Here is a 20,766-nt window from a genome sequence, read left to right on the forward strand (position 1 = left end):
GATGGAACAGACGCAGCCCACACCGGGCGAACGGACGGCATACCTGCGCTTCGACACGTACAACCGGCTGCTTCACGGCCTGCTGATGTTCAGCTTCCTCGGCCTGGCCTTCACCGGGATGCCGCTGCTGTTCAGCGATGCTCCGTGGGCCGTGCGCCTGGCAGGGTTGCTGGGGGGCGGGCGGTCGGCCGGGATCCTCCACCGGCTCTTCGCATCTCTGATGATCTCGTGTTTCACGCTGCACGTGTGGCGGCTGATGCACCGGTTGTTCGTGAAGAAGGAACTCGAGATTCTGTGGGGGCCGGCGTCAATGACGCCGCAGCCGCGCGACGTGGCGGAGATGATCGCCCATTTGCGGTGGTTCCTGCGGCTCGGACCCCGGCCGAGCTTCGACCACTTCACCTATTGGGAGAAGTTCGACTACTGGGCGGTGTTCTGGGGCATGGGCGTCATCGGCGGCTCCGGCCTGGTGCTGTGGTTCCCCGAGTTCTTCTCGCGGGTGCTTCCCGGCTCGTGGTTCAACATCGCGCTGCTCGTTCACGGCGAGGAGGGGTTGCTGGCCGTCGGGTTCATCTTCACGATCCACTTCTTCAACAGCCACCTGAGGCCGGAGAAGTTCCCGATGGATCCGGTGATCTTCACCGGCCGGATCAGCGAGCGCGAACTGCGAGAGGAACGCTCGGACGAGTACGAGCGGCTGTGCCGCGAGCGCCGACTGGACGAACACGAGGTCGGGCCGGGAGCTTCGTGGGTGCCCACGCTTGCCAAGGCGGTCGCGATTGTCGCCGTGACCCTGGGCCTGATCATGGTCGCCCTGATTCTGTACGCCGTGCTGTTCGCGCGGCTCTAGAAGAAGGCGGCCAGGCGGTCAGGCGGGCTTGCCACGCCGTGGCGGCGCCCGGTGGGAGAGCCGCGATGCGGGCCCGGCGCCGAAGCGGCGCACGGTGGGACTGCCGCGGAGGCGGAGAATCGACATCGGAGGGAACCATGGCGGTGCAGTCCCGGTTTCGGCATGCGCGAAATCCGCTGACGTTGTTCGGCGTCTGGCTGACCAGCGTGAGCGCGATCCTGTTCCTCGTGGTCTTTTTCGCGGACCTGTTCGGCCTGCACACGAACCCGTACATCGGGATCATCTTCTTTCTCGTGCTGCCGGGTTTCTTCGTCCTGGGGCTCGTGCTGATTCCGCTGGGCATCCTGGTGTCGAGACGGCGCGAACGACTCGGCAAGCCGATGCAGTTGGTGAATTGGCCGATTGTCGACCTCAACCAGCCGCACCAGCGGCACATGGCGTCGTTCCTCCTCGTGGCCACGCTCATCAACGTCATCGTGATCTCGCTGGCGGCGTATCGGGGCATCGAGTACATGGACTCGCCGACCTTCTGCGGCCAGGTGTGTCATACGGTGATGAGGCCGGAGTTCACGGCCTACCAGAACGGTCCGCACGCACGCGTCGCGTGCGTCGCGTGCCACATTGGTCCCGGTGCGCCGTGGTTCGTGAAATCGAAGCTGTCTGGCACGCGCCAGCTGTTCGCCGTGGCGCTGAAGACCTACCCCACGCCGATCCCGTCGCCGGTCATGAACCTGCGGCCGGCGCGCGATACGTGCGAAGAGTGCCACTGGCCCGAAAAGTTCACGGGCGACCGCGTGCGAGCGGTGCGCGAGTTCGCGGATGACGAGGCGAACACCGAGGCAACCAGCACACTGCAACTGCACGTCGGGAGCGGGAGCGCGACGCTCGGCGCCAACGGGATCCACTGGCACATGTCGCCGTCCACCCGGGTGGCCTACGTCACGACGGACGCGAAGCGCCAGACGATCATCTACGTGAAGGTCGAAGACAGAAACGGCGTGCGCGAGTTCAGGGGCGATGGCGTGACGGACCAGCAGATCAAGAACGGCGAGCTGCGCCAGATGGACTGCATGGACTGCCACAACCGTCCCAGCCACCGGTTCGACGCAACGCCGGAGCGTGCCGTCAACGAGGCGCTGGCCAACGGGCTGATCCCAAGGACGCTGCCGTTCGTGCGCCGGGAATCGGTGGCCGCTCTGAAGCAGGCGTATCGGTCGCAGGAGGCGGCCGCACCGGCGATCGCCAAGCGCCTGACCGAGTTCTACCGGACCCAGCTGGGATCGGAGTACCCGGGCAGGACGGCCGACGTGAACCGCGCCGTCTCGGTCACACAGGCCATCTATGGCCGCAACGTCTTTCCGGCGATGAACGTGAGCTGGGGCACCTACCCGAACAACCTGGGGCACGTGGACTTCCCAGGCTGCTTCCGCTGCCACGACGATGCCCACAAGTCGTCGGACGGGCGACCAATCAAGCAGGATTGTGACCTTTGTCACAAGACGGAATAGGGCCCTGGGACGGGATATTCAAACTCTTTGTGTCTACGTTCACAAGCGCCGCCTGGCATTGTGCCGAACGTCACAAGATCCGGATTTCAGGATCCACAGATCCGTATTGTTGAATTTTCTCCCCTCTAGTTCTGACGGGAATCCGCAAGCCGGCCGCAGTGCGTGCCGAGGTCCCGTTAGTGCTGTCAAGAACTTCACCGGTGTTTATGGAGTCGCCTTGTCGAAGTACTCGACAAATGCCGTATTTGTCGTCACGCCCCCCAACTTAGCCGCACGGCACCTCCATTGCACAGTGCGGCGTGGGCAATTGATCGTCAGTCGTCGGGCGGTGCTGCGGCGGACGGTTGCCGGCACTCTCGGGCATTCTCGACCCAACCCCTTGAGAGTTCGTTGTTACACACCGAAGGAGCAAGCCATGGATTCATCTAGGAACACCCTGGTCCGTGGGGGCCTGCTCGCCGCGTTGGCGATCGGGTGGCTCGCCGTGGCCGGGACGGCCGCGGCCTCCACGCCGGGCCAGGCGGCGGTGAAGGCACCACCGGTCCAGGCTCCTCACGGCGCTTACGCGGGCACGGCGACGTGCCTGAGCTGCCATGAGGATCGCGGCGCTGCGCTCAAGCAGGGCCCGCATTCGCACGCATTCCGGGCGGGCACGCCGATGGCGCCGTTCGGGTGCCAGGCCTGCCATGGAGAGACGAAAGCCGCGATGGGCTGCGAGGGTTGCCACGGCCCGGGCAAGGCGCACGCGGATGCCGGCGGCGACAAGACCAAGATCCGCCTCTTCGCGTCACTCTCGCCGAAGGACGCCAGCGACACGTGTGTGAGCTGCCACTTCCGGACCAAGCACGCGCTCTGGGGCGGCAGCCAGCACGATCAGCGGAACGTGGGCTGCACCACGTGCCACAGCATCCACGCCGCGAAGGGCGAGAAGCAGTTGAAGACGGCGAGCGAGACCGAACTGTGCGCGCCGTGCCACCGGGCGATTGTCAACAAGCAGCTCAAGTTCAACCACATGCCGGTGCGCGAGGGCAAGCTCGGGTGCTCGTCCTGCCACAACGTGCACGGCGCCTCGAACGTGAAGCTGCTCAAGGCGGGGACCACCGTCAGCGAGTCGTGCGTCACCTGCCACGCCGAGAAGCGCGGCCCGGTACTCTGGGAGCATGCGCCGGTGACCGAGAACTGCGCGACCTGCCACGATCCGCACGGTTCGAACAACGACCGCATGCTGGTAGCCAAGCAGCCGTTCCTCTGCCAGCGCTGCCATGTGACCTCGCGTCATCCTCCAACGGTGTACGAGGGCTACCTGCTGAACAACTCGACCAACGGCAACAAGATCTACGGGCGGTCGTGTATGGTCTGCCATCAGCAGGTTCATGGGTCGAACGCCCCGTCGGGCAAGGCTTTCCTGCGCTAGGTGAGGAGGATTGCGATGCGCAACAGATTGATGATTTGCACTGCGGCGCTCTTGCTTGCCTCCGCAACATTCGCGTGGGCGCAGGACAAGCCGCAGGGGAACACAACGGCCTCGACCAGCGGGGCCATCGACATCGGTGGGCGGTTCACCTCCACGAGTGGTGACCAGGCCCGGTTCGAACGGTACCGTGACCTGCGCAACGGCGCCAACGTCAACGTGCTGTTCAACAAGGAGACGTCGAACTGGACGTTCGACGTGAGGGCGACCAATCTCGGGTACCGCGACGGCCGGTACGCCGCGAACTTCAAGAGCCGGCGGGTGCAGTTCTCGGTGTTGTTCGATTCGACGCCGCTCAACTACAGCTACGACACGAGGACACCGTACACCTGCACGGCGGGCAACTGCTCGCTCGATGCCGGGCTGCGGGCCCAGGTCCAGGCGAAGACGGCGGTCGGGGTGCCGTCGTCCATCGCGACCCTGACCAGCGGTTCGATTTACAACTCGATCTCCAAGCAGTTCGACCTGCAGTCGCGGCGGGACACGTTCGCCGCGGACGCGCGGTTCTCGGCGACCGACAACCTCGACTTCACGTTCGGCGTCAACACCTACAAGCGTTCGGGCAACATGCCGTTCGGTGCCGCATTCGCGTTCAGCGTGGCCGCCGAACTGCCGATCGTGGTGGACAACCGGGAGACCGAGATGACGGTCGGCATGGAGTGGGCGAGCCACCAGGGCATGTTCCGCGTGGCCTACGAGCACTCGAAGTTCGACCAGTCGGTGCCGTCCTTCACGTTCGACAACCCGAACTTCGCGACCGACTACAACAAGGCGCCGGGCACGGGCTACGACCCGAGCGGCTATTCGAACGGCAACGGGCCGGCGACGGGCCGCATGGCGCAGCCGCCGACGAACACGCTCGATACGTTCAGCTGGTTGGGCATGGTCAAGCTGCCCGGCCACACGACGGCGAACGCCACGTTCGCCATGGGGGCGAACCGGCAGGATGCGGCGCTCATCCCCTGGACCACCAACGCCGTGATTGCCAACGCGAAGGTGTACGCGACGTTCCCGGGCCTCGCGGCGCTGCCGCGCAACACGGCCGACATGACCGTGAACTACGCGTCCGGGACGATGAATCTGAACTCGCGGCCCAGCAAGTACGTCACGCTGACGGCACGGTATCGCTTCAACAGCCGCAACGACTTCACGCGGCGGTTCGAGGGGATCGAGTACGTGCGATTCGACGCGGTGCCCGAGGAGACGGGCGGGGAGTCCGAGCCGTTCAACATCAACCGCAACACGTTCGACGTCAACGCGTCGTTCACGCCGATTCCGTACAGCGCCGTCCGCGTCGGGTACGGGTTCGACAAGTGGGAGCACACCACGCGAGCGACCGATGGTTGGAAGGACAATACCGCCAGGGTGTCGTTCGACACGGTGGGCAACCAGTACGTGACACTGCGCGCGCTCTTCGAGCACACCAAGCGTGAGTCGATCGGCCTGAACGTCGACGACATCGTCGGGTCCGGCGGGCAGCCGGCGCTGCGTTTCTACGACGAGGCGTCACGGACGCGCAACCGGGGAACGTTCATCGTCGAGTTCACCCCGGTGTCGACGGTTGGCCTCAACTTCTCGCTGGCCTCCGGCAAGGACGACTACCAGGGGGCGGACGCGAGCCAGACGTTCGGCTTGCTGAACAACAAGAACACGTCGTACGGCGTGGGCGTCAACTTCGCGCCGAGCGCAAAGGTGAACCTGGGCGCTGATTACGCCCGCGAGACCTTCAACTCGGTCCAGCAGTCGCGCAACGCCAACCCGGCTCCGGACGCGTCGTGGACCGACCCGAATCGGAACTGGACCCTGACGAACGACGAGAAGGTGAATACCTTCTCGCTGTATCTCAACCTGGTCAAGGCGCTGGCGAAGACCGACATCCGGGTCGGCTACGACTACAGCGATTCGGATCAGGGATTCCTGCACGGCGGGCCGCGCATCGCCGCCCTGTCGACGCTCGGCACGTTCATCGCGTTGCCGAACGTGACCAACAAGTGGAACCACCTCACGTTCGACCTCAAGTACCTCCTGTCGCCGAAGGTCGGCATCGGCTTCTCGTACTGGTACGAGAAGTTCGCGGTGGCCGACTTCGCGACGATCAACACCGCGGGACCGGCGACGCTGCCGGTGGCCAGCCTCGGGTCGCAGACCGACACGCTGCGGAACAACTGGCTCGGCTCCATCACGACCGGGTACGGCAACCGGCCGTACACGGGGCAGACCGGCTTCGTGCGCGTGTTCTACCTGTTCTAGCGTTCGCCTCAGAATGGGCCGGGCGGCTTCGTGCCGCCCGGCCGTTGTCCCTCCTTGATTCCCCAGGATCTTCCGTCTTCTGAGGCTGTGAGTGGATCGCGGCGGCGGCGATTTCGCTCGCCCGGCAGTCCGACTTGCGATAACATTGAGAATGATTCGCAAATTCGTTTCGGTGTCATTCCTGATTCCTGGTCTTGAACCGCCATGTCCTGTCACGTTGCGGCCGATCGCGCGGCACTGCGGCCCTCGTTGTTGCAGCTCCGATCCCGGCCGCTGAAGCTCGTTCTCGTCGGTAACCCCAACGTTGGCAAGAGCGTCATCTTCGGTCGCCTCACGGGCCGGTACGCCACCGTCTCCAACTACCCGGGCACGACCGTCGGCATCACGTCGGGGCGCGCGCTCGTCGGCGCGCAGGTCTGCGACGTCGTGGACAGTCCGGGCGTCAACGCGCTCGACGGCGTGCTCAGTGAGGACGAGCACGTCACGCGCCGGCTGCTCGCGAACCGCGAAGCCGACCTCGTCGTCCAGGTAGCCGACGCGCGGAACCTGCGGCGCGCGCTGATGCTGACCGCACAGATCGCGACGTTCCAGTTGCCGATGCTGCTCGTCCTCAACATGGTGGACGAGGCCCGGCGGCGCGGTGTCGAGGTCGATGCGCGCCGGCTCTCGATCGAACTGGGCATCCCGGTCATCGAGACGGTGGCCGTCGAAGGTCGGGGCCTCGACGAGGTCAAGCAGGCGCTGCCGGATGCGGCCGTCGCGAGGATCCCGTTTGAAGCCTCGCGCGATCACGCCGCCTGGGCGCACGAGACCGCGACGCGGTTCCGGCGCCTCCGGCCGGCCTCCATCGGTCGATTCCAGGAATACCTCGGGCAGGCCGTCCGCCGCCCGTTGACGGGGTTGCCCATCCTGGCGCTCGTTCTCTACGTCGTCTACCTGTTCGTCGGGGTGTTCGGCGCGCAGACGCTCGTCAACCTGATCGAGCACGGCGTCTTCGAGGGCTATGTGAACCCCGCGGCCACCGCTCTGGTCACCCGGTTCGTTCCCTTCGCCTTCGCGCGGGACTTCCTGGTCGGGCAGTACGGCGTGATCACGATGGGGATCACCTACGCGATCGCCATCGTGCTGCCGGTGGTCGCCACCTTCTTCCTGGTCTTCGGATGGCTCGAGGACAGCGGCTACATCCCGCGTCTGGCCATCTTCGCCGATCGGATCTTCCGCGTGATGGGGTTGAACGGCAAGGCCGTGCTGCCGATGGTGCTGGGGCTGGGCTGCGACACCATGGCGACGATGACCACGCGAATCCTCGGCACACCGAAGGAGCGGCTCATCGCGGTGCTGCTGTTGGCCCTGGGTATTCCCTGCTCGGCGCAGCTCGCGACGATCCTGGGCATTCTCGGCGGCATTTCGTTCGCGGCCCTGCTGACGCTGTTCGGCGTCGTAATCCTGCAGATGTTCTTCGTGGGCTTCCTCGCGGCACGCGTGCTGCCCGGCGAGCGGTCCGACTTCATCCTCGAGCTGCCGCCGATGCGGTTGCCGGGGATGCGGAACCTGATGTCGAAGACCCTGTTGCGGATCCGCTGGTACCTGGCCGAAGCCGTCCCGCTGTTCCTGATCGGAACGGCGCTACTGTTCGTTTTGGATCGGACTGGGCTGCTGCGTGTGGTGATCGCGGCGGGCAAGCCGGTGGTGACCGGGCTGCTGGGCCTTCCCGAAGAGAGCGCACAGGTCTTCGTCATGGGGTTCCTGCGGCGCGACTACGGCGCGGCCGGGTTGTTCCAACTGGCGCACGCAGGACGGCTGAGCGGCGTCCAGGCGGTGGTTGCGCTGACGGTGATGACGTTGTTCGTCCCGTGCGTCGCCAACTTCCTGATGATCGTTCGAGAGCAGGGCGCCAAGGCGGGAATCGCGATCCTGTCCTTCGTCACTGTTGTGGCGCTATCGACGGGAACGGCTCTACACTATGTCTTCCGGATCTTCGGTGTCGGATTTTGAGCGCGGGCGACGCCTGGCGTCGCTCCGGGTGGGTGAGCGGGGAGTCGTGGCGCGCGTGCTGCGCGACGACCCCGCGCGGGCCGAGCGGCTGAAGGCCCTCGGCGTCACGCCGGGCGCGCGCGTCAGGCTGCTCCAGCGGTTTCCGGGGTTCGTATTCGAGTGCGATCAGACGGAACTGGCCGTGGAGCCCGCTGTGGCTCGTTCGATCCTGGTTGAGGGCGACGACTGATACCCGGGAGCGGAGCTTCTTCACTCCCGGAGCGGTGTTCTCGAGGCGGGTGTTCGATTCGTGGCCAACTCGGTCTGGTCTTCAACCGGAGGGTCATATGAGAACGCTGGTCGCGCTCGGTGTCGGCCTCTTCCTGCTCGTTGCCTGCGCGTCGGTGCAGCCCGTGGCGATCAGGGTGGGTGACGTCTGCGATGGGTGCCGCCGCCCAATCACGAACGCGAAGATCGCCGCGGAACTCGTGCCGCCAAGCGGTCTGCCGTTGAAGTTCCGCACGGTGACCTGCATGGCGAGGTACATCAAGGAACACCAGGTGTCGGCGAGCGAGGTGTTCGTGACCGACTACGGCTCGGGCCGTCTGATTCACGTGCGATCGGCCGTCTTCGTGAAGAGCGAGATCGACGACCGGACCAAGGAACTGGACTACTACGCGTTCGGTGATGTCGCCTCCGCGGTGGCCTTCGGCAAGAAGAGCGGTGGCAGCGCGACCGACTGGCCGGGGATCCTGCAGCGGATCGCGGCCGGCGGCGCCGACTGACGAGCTCATCCCCGGACCCGGTATTGGTATCCGCCGCGACTGGAGACGAGGCGTTCCGCCTCCGACTGCAGCGTGAGGAGAGGACTGTTCACGATGTCGCTTCCGACCGGTGTGCCCCCGCTTCGACTCATGTTCTGGGAGACCACGAAGGCCTGCAACCTGCGGTGTCAGCATTGCAGGGCCGTACCGGAGGCCGAGCGGTCGCTCGTCGAACTGAACACCCGCGAGTCGTTCGAGCTGATTGATCAGATCGCCGAGGTGGCCAAACCGGTATTGATCCTCTCGGGCGGCGAGCCCTTGTACCGCGACGACATCTTCGACATCGGTGCCTATGGCGCCAGCAAGGGCTTCCGGATGGCACTCGCCACCAACGGGACGATGATTGACCGGGCGATGGCCGAGCGAATCCAGCGGACCGGGTTCTCGCGGGTCGCGATCAGCCTCGACGGTGCGGTTGCGGCGACGCACGACGCGTTCCGCGGCATTCCCGGATCGCACGTGAAGGCCATCGACGGCCTGCGGTTCCTGCGCGAAGCCGGCATGTCGATCCAGATCAACTCGACGATCGCGAAGCACAACGTGGCCGAGTTGCCGGCCATGCTGAACCTGGCGCTCTCGCTCGGCGCCGATGCGCTGCACATCTTCATGCTGGTGCCCGTCGGATGCGGCGTCAGCATCGCCGACCGGGAGATGCTGCCCGCCGACGAGTACGAACGTGTTCTGAACTGGTTCTACGATCAGTCCAAGCAGGTGGCGATCGACCTGAAGGCAACCTGCGCGCCCCACTATTTCCGCATCCGGGCGCAGCGGATCGTCGATGAGCGCAGGCACGGCGACCGGAGCACACCATTCGTCGCCCTCGGGACGCAAATGAAAGCGGCACCAGATCCGGCCGGCGGCCGGCCGCTCTCCGCGATGACGCGCGGATGCCTGGCCGGCACGGCCGTGTGCTTCGTGTCGAACGCCGGCGACATCTATCCGTGCGGCTATCTGCCCGTCAGTGCGGGGAACGTTCGGCGAGAGCGATTCGGTGACATCTGGGCGCAGTCGACGGTCTTTCAGCAGTTGCGGAATCCGAAGGCGCTCACCGGGAAATGCGGGATCTGCCGCTACGAGGGAATCTGCGGCGGCTGCCGCGCGAGGGCGTATTCCGACCACGGCGACTACCTGGCCGAGGAACCGTTCTGCACCTACGAGCCCGTGCTCGACAACGCGGTGGCGCTCCACACGGGCGGAGCGGTCGGTGGGGACGGTCAGGGGGCGTAGGGCGGGTTACGACCTCGACCCTACAGGCGCACCGTGTATTGCAGCTTGGCCGTGCCGCGGTCGAAGCTCCGGTGGTAGAGGCCGCGAAAATCGCGGGACCAGCCTCGGTTCAGCACCAGGAAGATGTCGTTGCCCGGCTTGAGAATCCACCGGAACCGGCTCTGCACCCCCAGTTCCCGCGATTCGCTGTCGTACTGGACCAGGTTGGACCACGAGACGTTCGGCGAGAAGTTGAAGTCTGCCTTGCCGCTGTAGACCGACGTCACGAAATCGCCGCCAGGAAGCGAGATGACGTTGCGCTCGCCGTTGAACCCCAGCCTGAAGTGCGTGCTGGGCTTCACGATGAGGCCGATGCCGACCTGCCGGCGCGTGCCGTCGTAGAACCCACCCCACCCGGTCTCGACCTCCACCACCCACCACCGTTTGTCGGCCGTGCTGGCTCCCACGCTGTATCGATTCCATCGGTACGATCCCGCCAGGACGGCGATGCCGTCGGCAATCTCGAATGCCTCGGGCAACCGCTCGAACTGCGGCTCGAAGCCGAACTCGACGTGTTCACCGGACTCGGTCACGAAGTTGATCGGTGTGGTTTCGATGGCCCAGTTCTCGACGACGTTGTCGAGGTTGGTGATGACCTCCGGACCGAACTCGAAGCGGAACTGACGGATGCCCCACCGTCCGGGACGCGGTTGGAACGAGGCGCGGCCGGACGTCTTGCGAATGCCTCGCCGCGGCACGAAGCCTAGTGCGGGTTCGAAGCCGTTGCCGATCTGCTTCCAGCGGAAGGAGACGTCCCAGAGGTCGTTCGGATAGTCGATGCTCGCGCCTGCCGCGAAGTCCGCCCGGTGCAGCGTCTCATCGTCGGTGCGAAGGACGAACAGGCTGAGACTGAGGTTCTTGTCCCCACGGAACTTCGACGTGGCGAACCGTGCGTCGGCGCCGACAAGGGTGTTGCTCCCGGTTCCCGCTGGATTGCCCCTCGTGAAGATGGCCCCGATCCATGACTGCGTGAACAGGTTCCGGCTGACTCGCGCCGCAAGCAGGTTCTGCCCGTCGAGTGATGCGTCCTCCAGACGCCGGGTCTGGACATCGAGAATGCCGATGTTGTAGTCGGCCTGTCGGCCGATCACCTTGGCGCCGGCGAGGATTGGCACCTGCTCACCCGCGTTGAGCCCGAGGCGGCGGCTGAAGAACGGCAGCAGATCGACGTGGAATCCGCCGAGCCCGGCGACGTCGAACACTCCCGCGCCTTCCAGGAAGAACGCCCGCTTCTCGGGGTAGAAGAGCGGGAAACGTGTCAGATTAATCTGTCGGTCGTCGGCCTCGGTCTCCGCGAAATCGGTGTTGACGGTGACCGATGCGTTCAGGTTCGGCGTCAGGTTCTTGAAGATGTCGATACCCGGCTGAAAGGTGCCGTCGCCGTTCTCCGCGCCGCCCGAGACGTACGGGCGAATGTCGAGGCCCCTCCCCTGGCGGATCCCGGAAATCCCCTCGAGGCGGCCGGCTTCCGACAGATTCGAGATCCAGACGTCCTGCCTCGATCCGGCCCAGCGGTCGGTTTCGTTCAGGCGCTTGATCCGCCGCTCGACGTTGAGCCCCCACGTGGTCTGACCGGGTTTGAAGCGGAGGGTCTTGAACGGGATCTCGATTTCCGCGACCCATCCGTCGGCGGTGATCCGGGCGGCGGCGTTCCAGATGCCGTCCCAGTCGCGGCTCGCGTGCTCGGCGTTGTTCGACACCTGCCCGTCGGCCCGCGCACCGGCCGGATTCACCTGGAAGAAGAACCCGTTTCGATTGTCGAGGAAGGGGTCGAGGATGACGAGGATGCTGTCGTCAACCTCGAGATCCGCGTCCCGTGTGAGTTGGGTCGAGACGATACCGCCTGGCGTCCTGTCGCGACAGAGGATCCCGACGTAGAGCGCGTCGGCCGTATAGACCACCCGCACGTCCGTCTCTTCGGTCGCCGGCCGGCCCTGGTTGGGCTCGCGTTGCACGAGCGGGCCGATCGGACGGGCCAACTGCCAGATCGGTTCGTCGAACGAACCATCCACGCGGATCGGCCCGGTCGCGGGCGTGGCGCTTGCCGAGGGCCTGTCGATCTCCACACTGCTCGGCCGCCCGGAGGCAGAAGCGATGTGTGCGCCCGCCGCGTGCTGATGAAACGCCGCCACCGAGACGACGGTGACGAGGCAGAAGACCGCGATCCGAAGCCAACCCATCCGCATGCTCCATCATTACGGCTGGGACAGCCCCAGCGTTTACCCGGACCTGGCGTTCACGCCGTTGAATCGTTCTGAAGCGACAGGGGTTGCAGGAACAAGGGTGACACCCCCCGGGGGAGAAGTCCGGTGCCCGGGGGATTGGCATGGCGAGCGCCGCCGTTCTTGGCGGTCAACGTTTCGGTGCTGGCGGGGTTCTCTGACGTCGAGACTCGACGTCGCACTGAGGGCTGGTTCAGGTCGGCACACCCAGGCGCGGCAGGATCACCGTCTGGAGGAGCAACCAGACCGCCAGGAACGCGATTGGCCAGAGGTAGTCCATCATCGGGCCTCGAGCGCCTGGAGTGCCCGGCGCAGCTTCGCATCGGCCTGTTGGGCAACCGGCATCAATCCCTCGTTTCCCACGACGCCCAGCGCGCCGAGCGGCGCCATGGCTGCTACCACCGAATTCCCGTTGTCGGCCTCGTAGACGATCACGTTGCACGGCAGGAGCAAGCCAATCTCGAGTTCGGTCGTCAGGGCCTGGTGCGCGAGCGGCGGGTTGCACGCGCCAATAATGAGGTACTTGCGAAAGTCCTTGTCGAGCTTCTGCTTGATCGTCTGTTTGACGTCGATCGTCGTCAGTACCCCGAAACCCTCGCTCTTGAGGGCTGCCGTCGTCTGCTCAACTGCCTCGTCGTACCCGACCGGCAACTCTACCCGCAGTCCGTAACGCGTTTCCTGCATGTTCAGGTCCTCCCCACGTAGATTATGATTCACCAGAGGCGACAAAGGTGACGGCCGCGGTTGTGACGAAAGCAGGCGACGTGAATCTGGATCCACAAGAGGCCCGCGAGGCGCAGGGCGAGGCGAGCTACGCCGACCTGGTCCGGGCGGTGCAAGAGGGCAAGGCCGACGCGATGGAGACGCTCCTGATGCGTGCGCAGGAAGTTGCGTATCGGTTCAGCCTGCTCGTGTGTGGCCGGCCTGATGACGCCGACGATGCGATGCAGGAGGCGCTGCTCAAGACGTATCGGTACGCCGCGCGGATTCGCGAGCCCGAGGCGTTCCGGGCGTGGCTCTATCGGACGGTTCGGAATGCGTGCCTCATCAACCGCCGGAAGCGGGTGGGCGAGCCGTCACACGTGCTGTCGCTCGATGAACCGGTCGGGACCGACGATGGTCACGACCGGCTGCTGGACGCGGTCGATCCCGCACGTGATCCGGAGCACCAGGCGGTCAACGCCGGCCTTCGGGCTCGGCTGACGCGGGCCCTCTCGGTCATTCCCCGTCCGTTCCGCGTGGTTGTCGTGCTGAGGGAAATCGAAGGGCTGTCGACGCGTGAGGTCGCGCACGTGCTCGGAATCTCAGAGGCGAACGTCAAGACCCGGTTGCACCGCGCACGCCTGCTGCTGCGCGAGTCCCTGGAAGCGCAATGAACATCACGAACCCGGACCACGGTCGGTGCCAGGAGTTTCTCGAACGCTTGTCGATGTACCTGGACAACGACCTGAACCCGCTGGACCGCCAGGCGATCGAGCAGCACCTCCGCGACTGCCCCTGCTGCGAGGAGGTGCTCGGCGGCCTGAAGCAGACCGTGAACCTCTGTCACGACGAAGGCCAGCCCGAATTGCCGGCCGAGATCCGGGATCGCGCGCGGGCACGCGTCGCGTCGCTCCTGGCTCAGCCTCCTCGTCGCAGAGCGAAAAGGGGGTAGGCCATTTACCCGGTGCTCTTCCGACTTGGATCGCTCGAGATCACCAGTTTCGGTGCGATGGTCGCGCTCGGGGCCGCACTGGGGCTGCTGCTCATGCGGCACGAACTGAAACGCGCACGGATCGACTCGGCGATGGGGATCGACGCCGCGCTCGTGGGAGTCATCGGCGGTCTGGTTGGCGCCAAGCTTCTCTACGTTGCCGAGCATCTCGCCGAACCGTTGTCCTCCACACTGCTGAGTCGGGGAGGAATGAGCTGGTTCGGCGGGCTGACGGGAGGCATCCTGGCGGGGGGCGCGATGATTCTGTGGCGGCGGCTTCCACTGATGGGGATGCTGGCCGCGGCCGCTCCCGCGCTCACGCTCGGTCAGGCGATCGGGCGCATCGGCTGCTTCCTCGTGGGTGACGATTACGGCCGTCCGACGAGCCTGCCTTGGGGCATCGCGTTCCCGGACGGTCTGCCGCCCACGCTCGACCGCGTGCATCCGACGCAACTCTACGAAGCCGCCCTGCTGATCCCGATGACGTGGCTGCTCGTCTCGCTGCGCCGGCGCGGCGCGAGTGATCGAGCGGTGTTCGGCGGGTACCTCGTCATCGCCGGCGGCACGCGCTTCCTCATCGAACTGGTGCGGGTGAACGTCGTCGTCTTTGCGGGGACGACGACGGCGCAGCTGTTCTCGATTGGGATCGTGCTGATGGGCGGGTGGTTGCTGATGGGGCGCCGGCCGAACTCCTGATCGACAGGACCTGCATCATCAGCCCGAGGCCCAGAGCCTATTTCGTCGATCTCGCCGGGGCGATCGGGGTCGTGCCGACTTGCTGGCGGGCCTGCTCGATGAGCTGCTCGACCTTCTGGCGATCCGGGTAGGTTGGGTTGGCGGCCAGCAGTCTCTCCCAGGACCTGATGGCGCCCGTCGGATCCTGCTTGCCATCCTTCCTGACGACCCCCTGATTGAACAGCGTCTGCGCGTGGTCTGGATTGATCGCGAGCGACTTCTCGAACTGCGCGAGTGCCTCGTCGGGGCGACCCGAGTACCACAGTGCAGTGCCGAGGTCGGTGCTGAGGCCGACGTTCCTCGGATCGAGCGCGAACGCCTGCTGGTAGACAGGGATCGCGTCGGCGTAGCGGCCTGCGTCGTACAGCATGTTGCCCAGTTGGGTTGGCGCCTGGGCGTTCTTCGGATCCTTGGCCATGACCGTCCGCAGTACCTGCGCCTGCTGCTCGTCGAACAGGCCAGCCTGAGGTGTATTTGCAGCGGGAGCTGCGGCCGGGGCCGCCGGCGAGACCACCGGTTCGGGTCCGCGCTGTCCGCCGAAGATGACGTATCCGGCCGCCAATCCGAGGAACAGGCAGCAGCACGCGATGATTGCCCACGTGGTCGGGGAGGTTTGCGGTTGGGCCATGGAAGATTGTAACCAGGATTGGGGGGAACAGGAGGCAGGATTTGGCGATCGGGAATCAGGTGTCCAGGGATCGAGGATCGGGGATCGGGGTGGGAGATTGGACGAGCGGACGGTGGGGTCGGGAGCCGGGATTCGGACGTGGAGCCCGAATCCCGACTCGTGAGGCCTCTGTTACGCGCTGACCTTCCAGCTACGCAGCACCTTCATGTAGTTGCCACGCTCGAACGCGCTCGGGTCGGGCACCTTCAGGAGGCTCATGCTGCCTCGCATCTGCTCGAGAGACTCGTAGTCGTGCTCCTCCATCCAGCGCTTGAGGCCCTGGATGATGGTGAGCAGACGGGCAGGGCCGTCCTCGAGGAGGCGAGAGACGACCTGCACGGCGGACGCACCCGCCATGACGGCCTTCACCGCATCGACGCCCGTGTGGACGCCGCCCGAGACGGCCAGCGACGCCTTCACGCGGCCGGACAGAATCGCCAGCCAGTGAAGCCGGAGCAGCAGCTCGGACGAGTCGGACAGGTGCAGGCTCGGAACCGCCTCGAGGGCCTCGACGTCGATGTCTGGCTGATAGAAGCGGTTGAACATGACCAGGCCGTCGGCTCCAGCCGCGTCGAGCCGGTGCGCGACGTGCGCGACCGACGAGAAGAACGGCGACAGCTTGACGGCCACCGGGATCGTCACCGCCGTCTTCACCGCCTTCAGGATGTCGATCGTCCGCTGCTCGATCACCTGCCCCGGTTCCTTGGGGTCGGTGGCGACGAAATAGACGTTCAGCTCGAGCGCATCGGCACCCGCCTGTTGGATCTTCAGCGCGTGCGAGAGCCATCCCTCGTTGGTCGTGCCGTTCAGCGATCCGATCACCGGGATCTTCACCGCCTGCTTGATCCGGCGGATCTGCTCCAGGTATTCGTGTGGGCCGAAGACGAAGTCATCGGCTTTGGGGAAGTAGGAGAGGGCCTCGGCCGACGACTCGGCGGTGACCTCCATGTGGTAGACGAGCCCGTTGGTTTCGCGGGTGATCTGCTCCTCGAACAGTGAGCGCATCACGATCGCGGCGGCACCGGCGTCCTCGAGCCGCTTGACGGTATCGAGTGAATCGGCCAGCGGGGACGCACCCGGCATGAGCGGATGCGGAAGGCGAAGGCCAAGATAGTTGGTTGACAGGTCCATCGGATCCTCCGTTACTCAGCCGAGCCCGTGGGCTTGCCCGTGGGCAGTCCCAGCTTCGCCAGCTGCTCGTAGATACCAAATCGCAAGGCCACTTCGTGCTGCGCACTCGTCAGCAGGGTCTTGTATCGCTCGGGGTTCTGCTGCTCGACCACGCGGAAGCGGCTCTCGTTCGCCATGAAGCGGCCGACATCCGCCTTCGGTGCCGTGGAGTCGAGCATCAGCGGGTTCTCCCCGTTCGCCAGCCGGCGCGGGTCGAACCGGTAGAGCGGCCAGTAGCCGCTGTCCACCGCGAGCTTCTGCTGCTCCAGCCCCATCTCGAGGTCGTACCCGTGCGCGATGCAGTGGCTGTAGGCGATGATCATCGACGGGCCGTCGTACGCATCCGCCTCGAGGAATGCCTTGACCGTCTGAGCGTCCTTCGCGCCGAACGCGACGTGCGCGACATAGACGCTGCCGTAGGCCATGGCGATCATCCCGAGGTCCTTCTTCGGACGGGCGTTGCCGGCCATCGCGAATTTGGCCGCGGCGCCGATCGGAGTGGCCTTCGAGGCCTGGCCGCCGGTGTTCGAATAGACCTCCGTGTCGAGCACGAGGAGGTTGACGTTGCGATTCTGCGCGATGACGTGGTCGAGGCCGCCGTACCCGATGTCGTACGCCCAGCCGTCGCCGCCGACGATCCAGACGCTCTTTCTCACCAGGTAGTCGGCAATCTTCCCGAGCCAGTGCGCCTCGGGCGTGCCGAGGGCCGCCAGCTTCTTCCGGAGTTCGATCACGCGCAGGCGCTGCGCGGCGATGCCGGCCTCGGTGGTCTGGTCGGCGCCGATAATCGCCTCGGCCAGCCCTTCACCGATCTGCGCCGCCAGCTTCTTGACCAGTTCCTGACCCTGCTCGATGTTCTTGTCGATCGCCAGCCGGTAGCCGAACCCGAACTCGGCGTTGTCCTCGAAGAGCGAATTGTTCCACGCCGGACCGCGCCCGTCGCGGTTCTGCGCGTAGGGCGTCGTCGGCAGGTTGCCGCCGTAGATCGACGAGCAGCCGGTCGCGTTGGCCACGAGCAGGCGGTCGCCGTAGAGCTGCGTGAGCAGCTTGACGTAGGGCGTCTCGCCGCACGCCGCGCAGGCGCCGGAGTACTCGAAGAGCGGCTGGAAGAACTGCGTCCCCTTGACGTCCAGCTTCACCTTGCTGCGGTCCACTTCGGGCAGGTTCAGGAAGAAGTCGTAGTTGCGGACCTCGGTCTCGCGCAGCGGGCGCTGCGGCGCCATGTCAATCGACTTGTGCTTCGGATTCGACTTGTCCTTCGCCGGGCAGACCATCACGCAGATGGAGCAGCCGGTGCAATCCTCGGGCGCCACCTGGATGGTGTACTTCATGCCCTTGAACTCGCTGCCCTTGAAGTCGATCGACTGGAACGTCTCGGGCGCGCCCTTCAGGGCATCCGAATCGTAGACCTTGGCGCGAATCGCGGCGTGCGGGCACACCATCGCGCACTTGTTGCACTGGATGCAGATCTTCGGGTCCCAGACCGGAATCTCGAGCGCGATGTTGCGCTTCTCCCAGCGCGCCGTGCCAGTCGGCCACGTGCCATCGACCGGGAAGGCGCTCACCGGGAGCAGGTCACCCTGGTTGGCCAGCATCATGGCCGTCACCCGCTGCACGAAGTCCGGGGCCTGGGCGGACACGACCGGCGGCCGCTTCCGCGTGGCGGAGACGGCAGTCGGCACCTTCACCTGGTGCAGGTTGGCGAGGGTCCCGTCCACCGCCGCGAAGTTCTTCTGCACGACCTCTTCGCCACGCTTGCCGTAGGTCTTCTGAATGGCCTTCTTGATCTGGGCGATCGCTTCATCGCGCGGCAGCACGCCGGAAATCGCGAAGAAGCAGGTCTGCATGATCGTGTTGATGCGCGTGCCCATCCCGGTGGCCTTCGCCACTTCGTAGGCGTCGATCACGTAGAACTTCAGCTTCTTCTCGATGATCTGCGCCTGTACCTCCTGCGGCAGGTCGTCCCACGCCTTGTCGGCCGGGAACGGGCTGTTGAGGAGGAACACGGAGCCAGGGCCGGCGTACGACAGGACGTCGTATTTGTCGAGGAACACGTACTGGTGGCAGGCGACGAAGTTCGCCTTCTTGACCAGGTAGGACGACCGAATCGGACGCGGCCCGAAGCGCAGGTGCGAGATGGTCACCGCCCCCGATTTCTTCGAGTCGTACACGAAATAGCCGTTGGCGTAGTTGTCCGTTTCCTCGCCGATGATCTTGATCGAGTTCTTGTTCGCACCCACCGTGCCGTCGGCGCCGAGGCCGAAGAACACGCCGCGGACCACGTCATCCGGCTCGATGTCGAAGTCGTTGTCCACCAACAACGACAGATGGGTCACGTCGTCCACGATGCCGACCGTGAAGTGGTTGCGCGGATGCGCGTCCGACAGGTTGTCGAACACCGCCTTGGCGTGCGCCGGCGTGTATTCCTTCGAGGAGAGGCCGTATCGGCCGCCCACCACGTCGATGTAGTTCGGCAGACCCCGCTCGTCCATGTGCGCCGCGCGCAGCGCCGCGCAGACGTCGAGGTAGAGCGGCTCGCCGATGGCGCCCGGCTCCTTCGTCCGATCGAGGACCGCGATCCGCTTGACGGTGCGGGGGAGCGCCGCGAGGAAGTGCTCGACCGAGAACGGCCGGTAGACCCGGACCTTGACGAGGCCCACCTTCTGGCCTCGGGCGACCATCCACTCGATCAGTTCGTGCGTGATCTCGGCGCCCGAGCCCATCATCACGATGACGCGCTCGGCCTCGGGGTGGCCGACGTAGTCGAACAGATGGTAGTGACGGCCGACGATCTTCCCGAACTCGTCCATCGAGTCCTGGATGTGCCCCGGGGCCGCGGTGTAGAAGCCGTTGCACGCCTCACGGGCCTGGAAGAATGAATCGGGGTTCTGCGCTGTCCCGCGCAGGACGGGCTTGTCGGGCGTGAGCGCCCGGGCGCGGTGCGCCGCCACCAGGTCGTCGGTGATCATCGCCCGGAGGTCGTCGTCGCTCAACTGCTCGATCTTCGACACCTCGTGCGACGTGCGGAACCCGTCGAAGAAGTGGAGGACCGGAACGCGCATCTTGAGGGTCGCCCGCTGGCCGATCGCCGCGAAGTCGTGCGCCTCCTGCACCGACCCGGAGGCGAGCATGGCGAAGCCGGTCTGACGGCAGGCCATGACGTCGGAATGATCGCCGAAGATCGAGAGCGCGTGCGCCGCGACGGTTCGCGCCGACACGTGCATGCAGAACGAGGTCAACTCGCCTGCAATCTTGTACATGTTCGGGATCATCAGGAGCAGGCCCTGCGACGCCGTGAACGTCGTCGTCAGGGCGCCCGCCTGCAGCGCGCCGTGGACAGCGCCAGCCGCGCCGCCTTCCGACTGCATTTCCGCCACCGTCGGCACGGTGTCCCAGATGTTCTTCTTGCCCTTCGCCGCCCACTCATCGGCCCATTCGCCCATGTTCGAAGAAGGGGTGATGGGATAGATGGCGATTACCTCGTTCGTCCGGTGGGCGACCGAGGCGGCGGCCTCATTCCCGTCGATCGTGATTCGAGGACGTGTCATATGAATGCTGTCTCCGATTGCGACCGGTAGTGGTCTGGTGCTGAACCCACTCGAGATGCCGGAATGCCGGCAGGCCAGACCCGGTCTTGTTATACTGCCGTACGGGCCGACTCGACGACCGAACGACGCCGCTGTCTTGTCTGGCAGAGAACGGAATGCGGTGGGCACTCGGGGGCTACCCTGCATCCAAGACGCCGGGCACGGCTCTCTCGCCGGCCCCGCGCTGCGCAACCTCATATGTTAAGGCCTCGGGGCCGTGGATGCGAGCGGAAAAGGATGGTGACGCCGCATCGAGGCATCATCGTCCCATCGCTCCACGGTGATGTTGGTGCGGAGACCGCCGGCTCGCTGGCCGCGGTTCGAACGACTGGCTCGATGGGGCTCGGTGGGGCTCGGTTTGGCTTGGCGCTCATCGCCCGCCAGCCTATACTCAGCGCGACCGTCGGCGCACCGCGCGGGTGAACCGAGGCAGGCTGCAACCTGGGAACGTCCGGTGTTGGTAGTCTGCCCGAATCCCATCCTCGACACCATCTGGCGTGGCTGAGATCGATGTTCCAAGTAACCAGGACCCGGGCATTGTGATCGCTG

General features: G+C 65.5%; 16 protein-coding genes. 11 read left to right on the plus strand and 5 right to left on the minus strand.

What is annotated here, in order from left to right:
- The first annotated feature begins 1 nt into the window (after position 1).
- The 8 genes from VGK32_09600 to VGK32_09635 all read left to right on the plus strand — a co-directional run bounded on the left by VGK32_09600 (position 2) and on the right by VGK32_09635 (position 10,104).
- A complete protein-coding gene (locus VGK32_09600; GenBank protein ID HEY3382010.1) occupies positions 2 to 850 on the plus strand; it encodes a hypothetical protein in 849 nt (282 codons plus the stop codon).
- 137 nt (positions 851 to 987) lie between these two features.
- Positions 988 to 2,358 (plus strand): NapC/NirT family cytochrome c, encoded by a 1,371-nt coding sequence (locus tag VGK32_09605; GenBank protein HEY3382011.1) that lies wholly within the window; start codon positions 988 to 990, stop codon positions 2,356 to 2,358.
- 415 nt (positions 2,359 to 2,773) lie between these two features.
- Complete coding sequence (locus tag VGK32_09610; protein ID HEY3382012.1) at positions 2,774 to 3,772, plus strand: DmsE family decaheme c-type cytochrome; 999 nt, start codon at positions 2,774 to 2,776, stop codon at positions 3,770 to 3,772.
- Positions 3,773 to 3,787: 15 nt separating this feature from the next.
- Positions 3,788 to 6,079 carry an MtrB/PioB family outer membrane beta-barrel protein gene (locus tag VGK32_09615; GenBank protein HEY3382013.1) on the plus strand — a complete coding sequence of 764 codons (2,292 nt, stop codon included), beginning with the start codon at positions 3,788 to 3,790 and terminating at the stop codon, positions 6,077 to 6,079.
- A gap of 204 nt (positions 6,080 to 6,283) precedes the next feature.
- Positions 6,284 to 8,074 (plus strand): ferrous iron transporter B, encoded by a 1,791-nt coding sequence (locus tag VGK32_09620; GenBank protein ID HEY3382014.1) that lies wholly within the window; start codon positions 6,284 to 6,286, stop codon positions 8,072 to 8,074.
- Entirely contained in the window at positions 8,061 to 8,303 is a 243-nt protein-coding gene (locus VGK32_09625; protein HEY3382015.1) for a FeoA family protein, read from the plus strand. The genes VGK32_09620 and VGK32_09625 overlap by 14 nt, the downstream gene beginning before the upstream one ends.
- Positions 8,304 to 8,400: 97 nt before the next feature.
- Entirely contained in the window at positions 8,401 to 8,838 is a 438-nt protein-coding gene (locus tag VGK32_09630; protein ID HEY3382016.1) for a nitrous oxide reductase accessory protein NosL, read from the plus strand.
- Between the two features lie 93 nt (positions 8,839 to 8,931).
- A complete protein-coding gene (locus VGK32_09635; GenBank protein ID HEY3382017.1) occupies positions 8,932 to 10,104 on the plus strand; it encodes a radical SAM protein in 1,173 nt (390 codons plus the stop codon).
- Positions 10,105 to 10,124: 20 nt separating this feature from the next.
- Here VGK32_09635 and VGK32_09640 read toward each other — a convergent pair whose 3' ends face one another.
- The gene (locus tag VGK32_09640) at positions 10,125 to 12,323 is read right to left on the minus strand and encodes a DUF5916 domain-containing protein (GenBank protein ID HEY3382018.1); all 2,199 of its coding nucleotides are present in this window, start codon (positions 12,321 to 12,323) and stop codon (positions 10,125 to 10,127) included.
- 321 nt (positions 12,324 to 12,644) lie between these two features.
- On the minus strand, positions 12,645 to 13,049 hold the full coding sequence (locus VGK32_09645) for a DUF302 domain-containing protein (protein HEY3382019.1): 405 nt from the start codon (positions 13,047 to 13,049) through the stop codon (positions 12,645 to 12,647).
- Between the two features lie 80 nt (positions 13,050 to 13,129).
- On the opposite strand from VGK32_09645, the gene VGK32_09650 reads away from it, so the two are divergent.
- The 3 genes from VGK32_09650 to VGK32_09660 are packed head-to-tail and all read left to right on the plus strand — an operon-like array spanning position 13,130 to position 14,754.
- Entirely contained in the window at positions 13,130 to 13,741 is a 612-nt protein-coding gene (locus VGK32_09650) for a sigma-70 family RNA polymerase sigma factor (GenBank protein ID HEY3382020.1), read from the plus strand.
- Positions 13,738 to 14,019: a zf-HC2 domain-containing protein gene (locus tag VGK32_09655; GenBank protein HEY3382021.1), complete on the plus strand. Its 282-nt coding sequence runs from the start codon at positions 13,738 to 13,740 to the stop codon at positions 14,017 to 14,019. The genes VGK32_09650 and VGK32_09655 overlap by 4 nt, the downstream gene beginning before the upstream one ends.
- A 12-nt stretch (positions 14,020 to 14,031) precedes the next feature.
- Positions 14,032 to 14,754 (plus strand): prolipoprotein diacylglyceryl transferase family protein, encoded by a 723-nt coding sequence (locus tag VGK32_09660; protein ID HEY3382022.1) that lies wholly within the window; start codon positions 14,032 to 14,034, stop codon positions 14,752 to 14,754.
- Between the two features lie 37 nt (positions 14,755 to 14,791).
- Here VGK32_09660 and VGK32_09665 read toward each other — a convergent pair whose 3' ends face one another.
- The 3 genes from VGK32_09665 to nifJ form a co-directional block, all read right to left on the minus strand.
- Complete coding sequence (locus VGK32_09665) at positions 14,792 to 15,421, minus strand: tetratricopeptide repeat protein (GenBank protein HEY3382023.1); 630 nt, start codon at positions 15,419 to 15,421, stop codon at positions 14,792 to 14,794.
- Between the two features lie 171 nt (positions 15,422 to 15,592).
- Positions 15,593 to 16,591 carry a dihydroorotate dehydrogenase-like protein gene (locus VGK32_09670; GenBank protein HEY3382024.1) on the minus strand — a complete coding sequence of 333 codons (999 nt, stop codon included), beginning with the start codon at positions 16,589 to 16,591 and terminating at the stop codon, positions 15,593 to 15,595.
- 11 nt (positions 16,592 to 16,602) lie between these two features.
- Positions 16,603 to 20,178, minus strand: coding sequence for a pyruvate:ferredoxin (flavodoxin) oxidoreductase (gene nifJ, locus VGK32_09675; protein ID HEY3382025.1), 3,576 nt, complete (start codon positions 20,176 to 20,178; stop codon positions 16,603 to 16,605).
- Positions 20,179 to 20,766: the final 588 nt, after the last annotated feature.

Source organism: Vicinamibacterales bacterium (assembly GCA_036504215.1).
Taxonomy (GTDB): Bacteria; Acidobacteriota; Vicinamibacteria; order Vicinamibacterales; family Fen-181; genus FEN-299.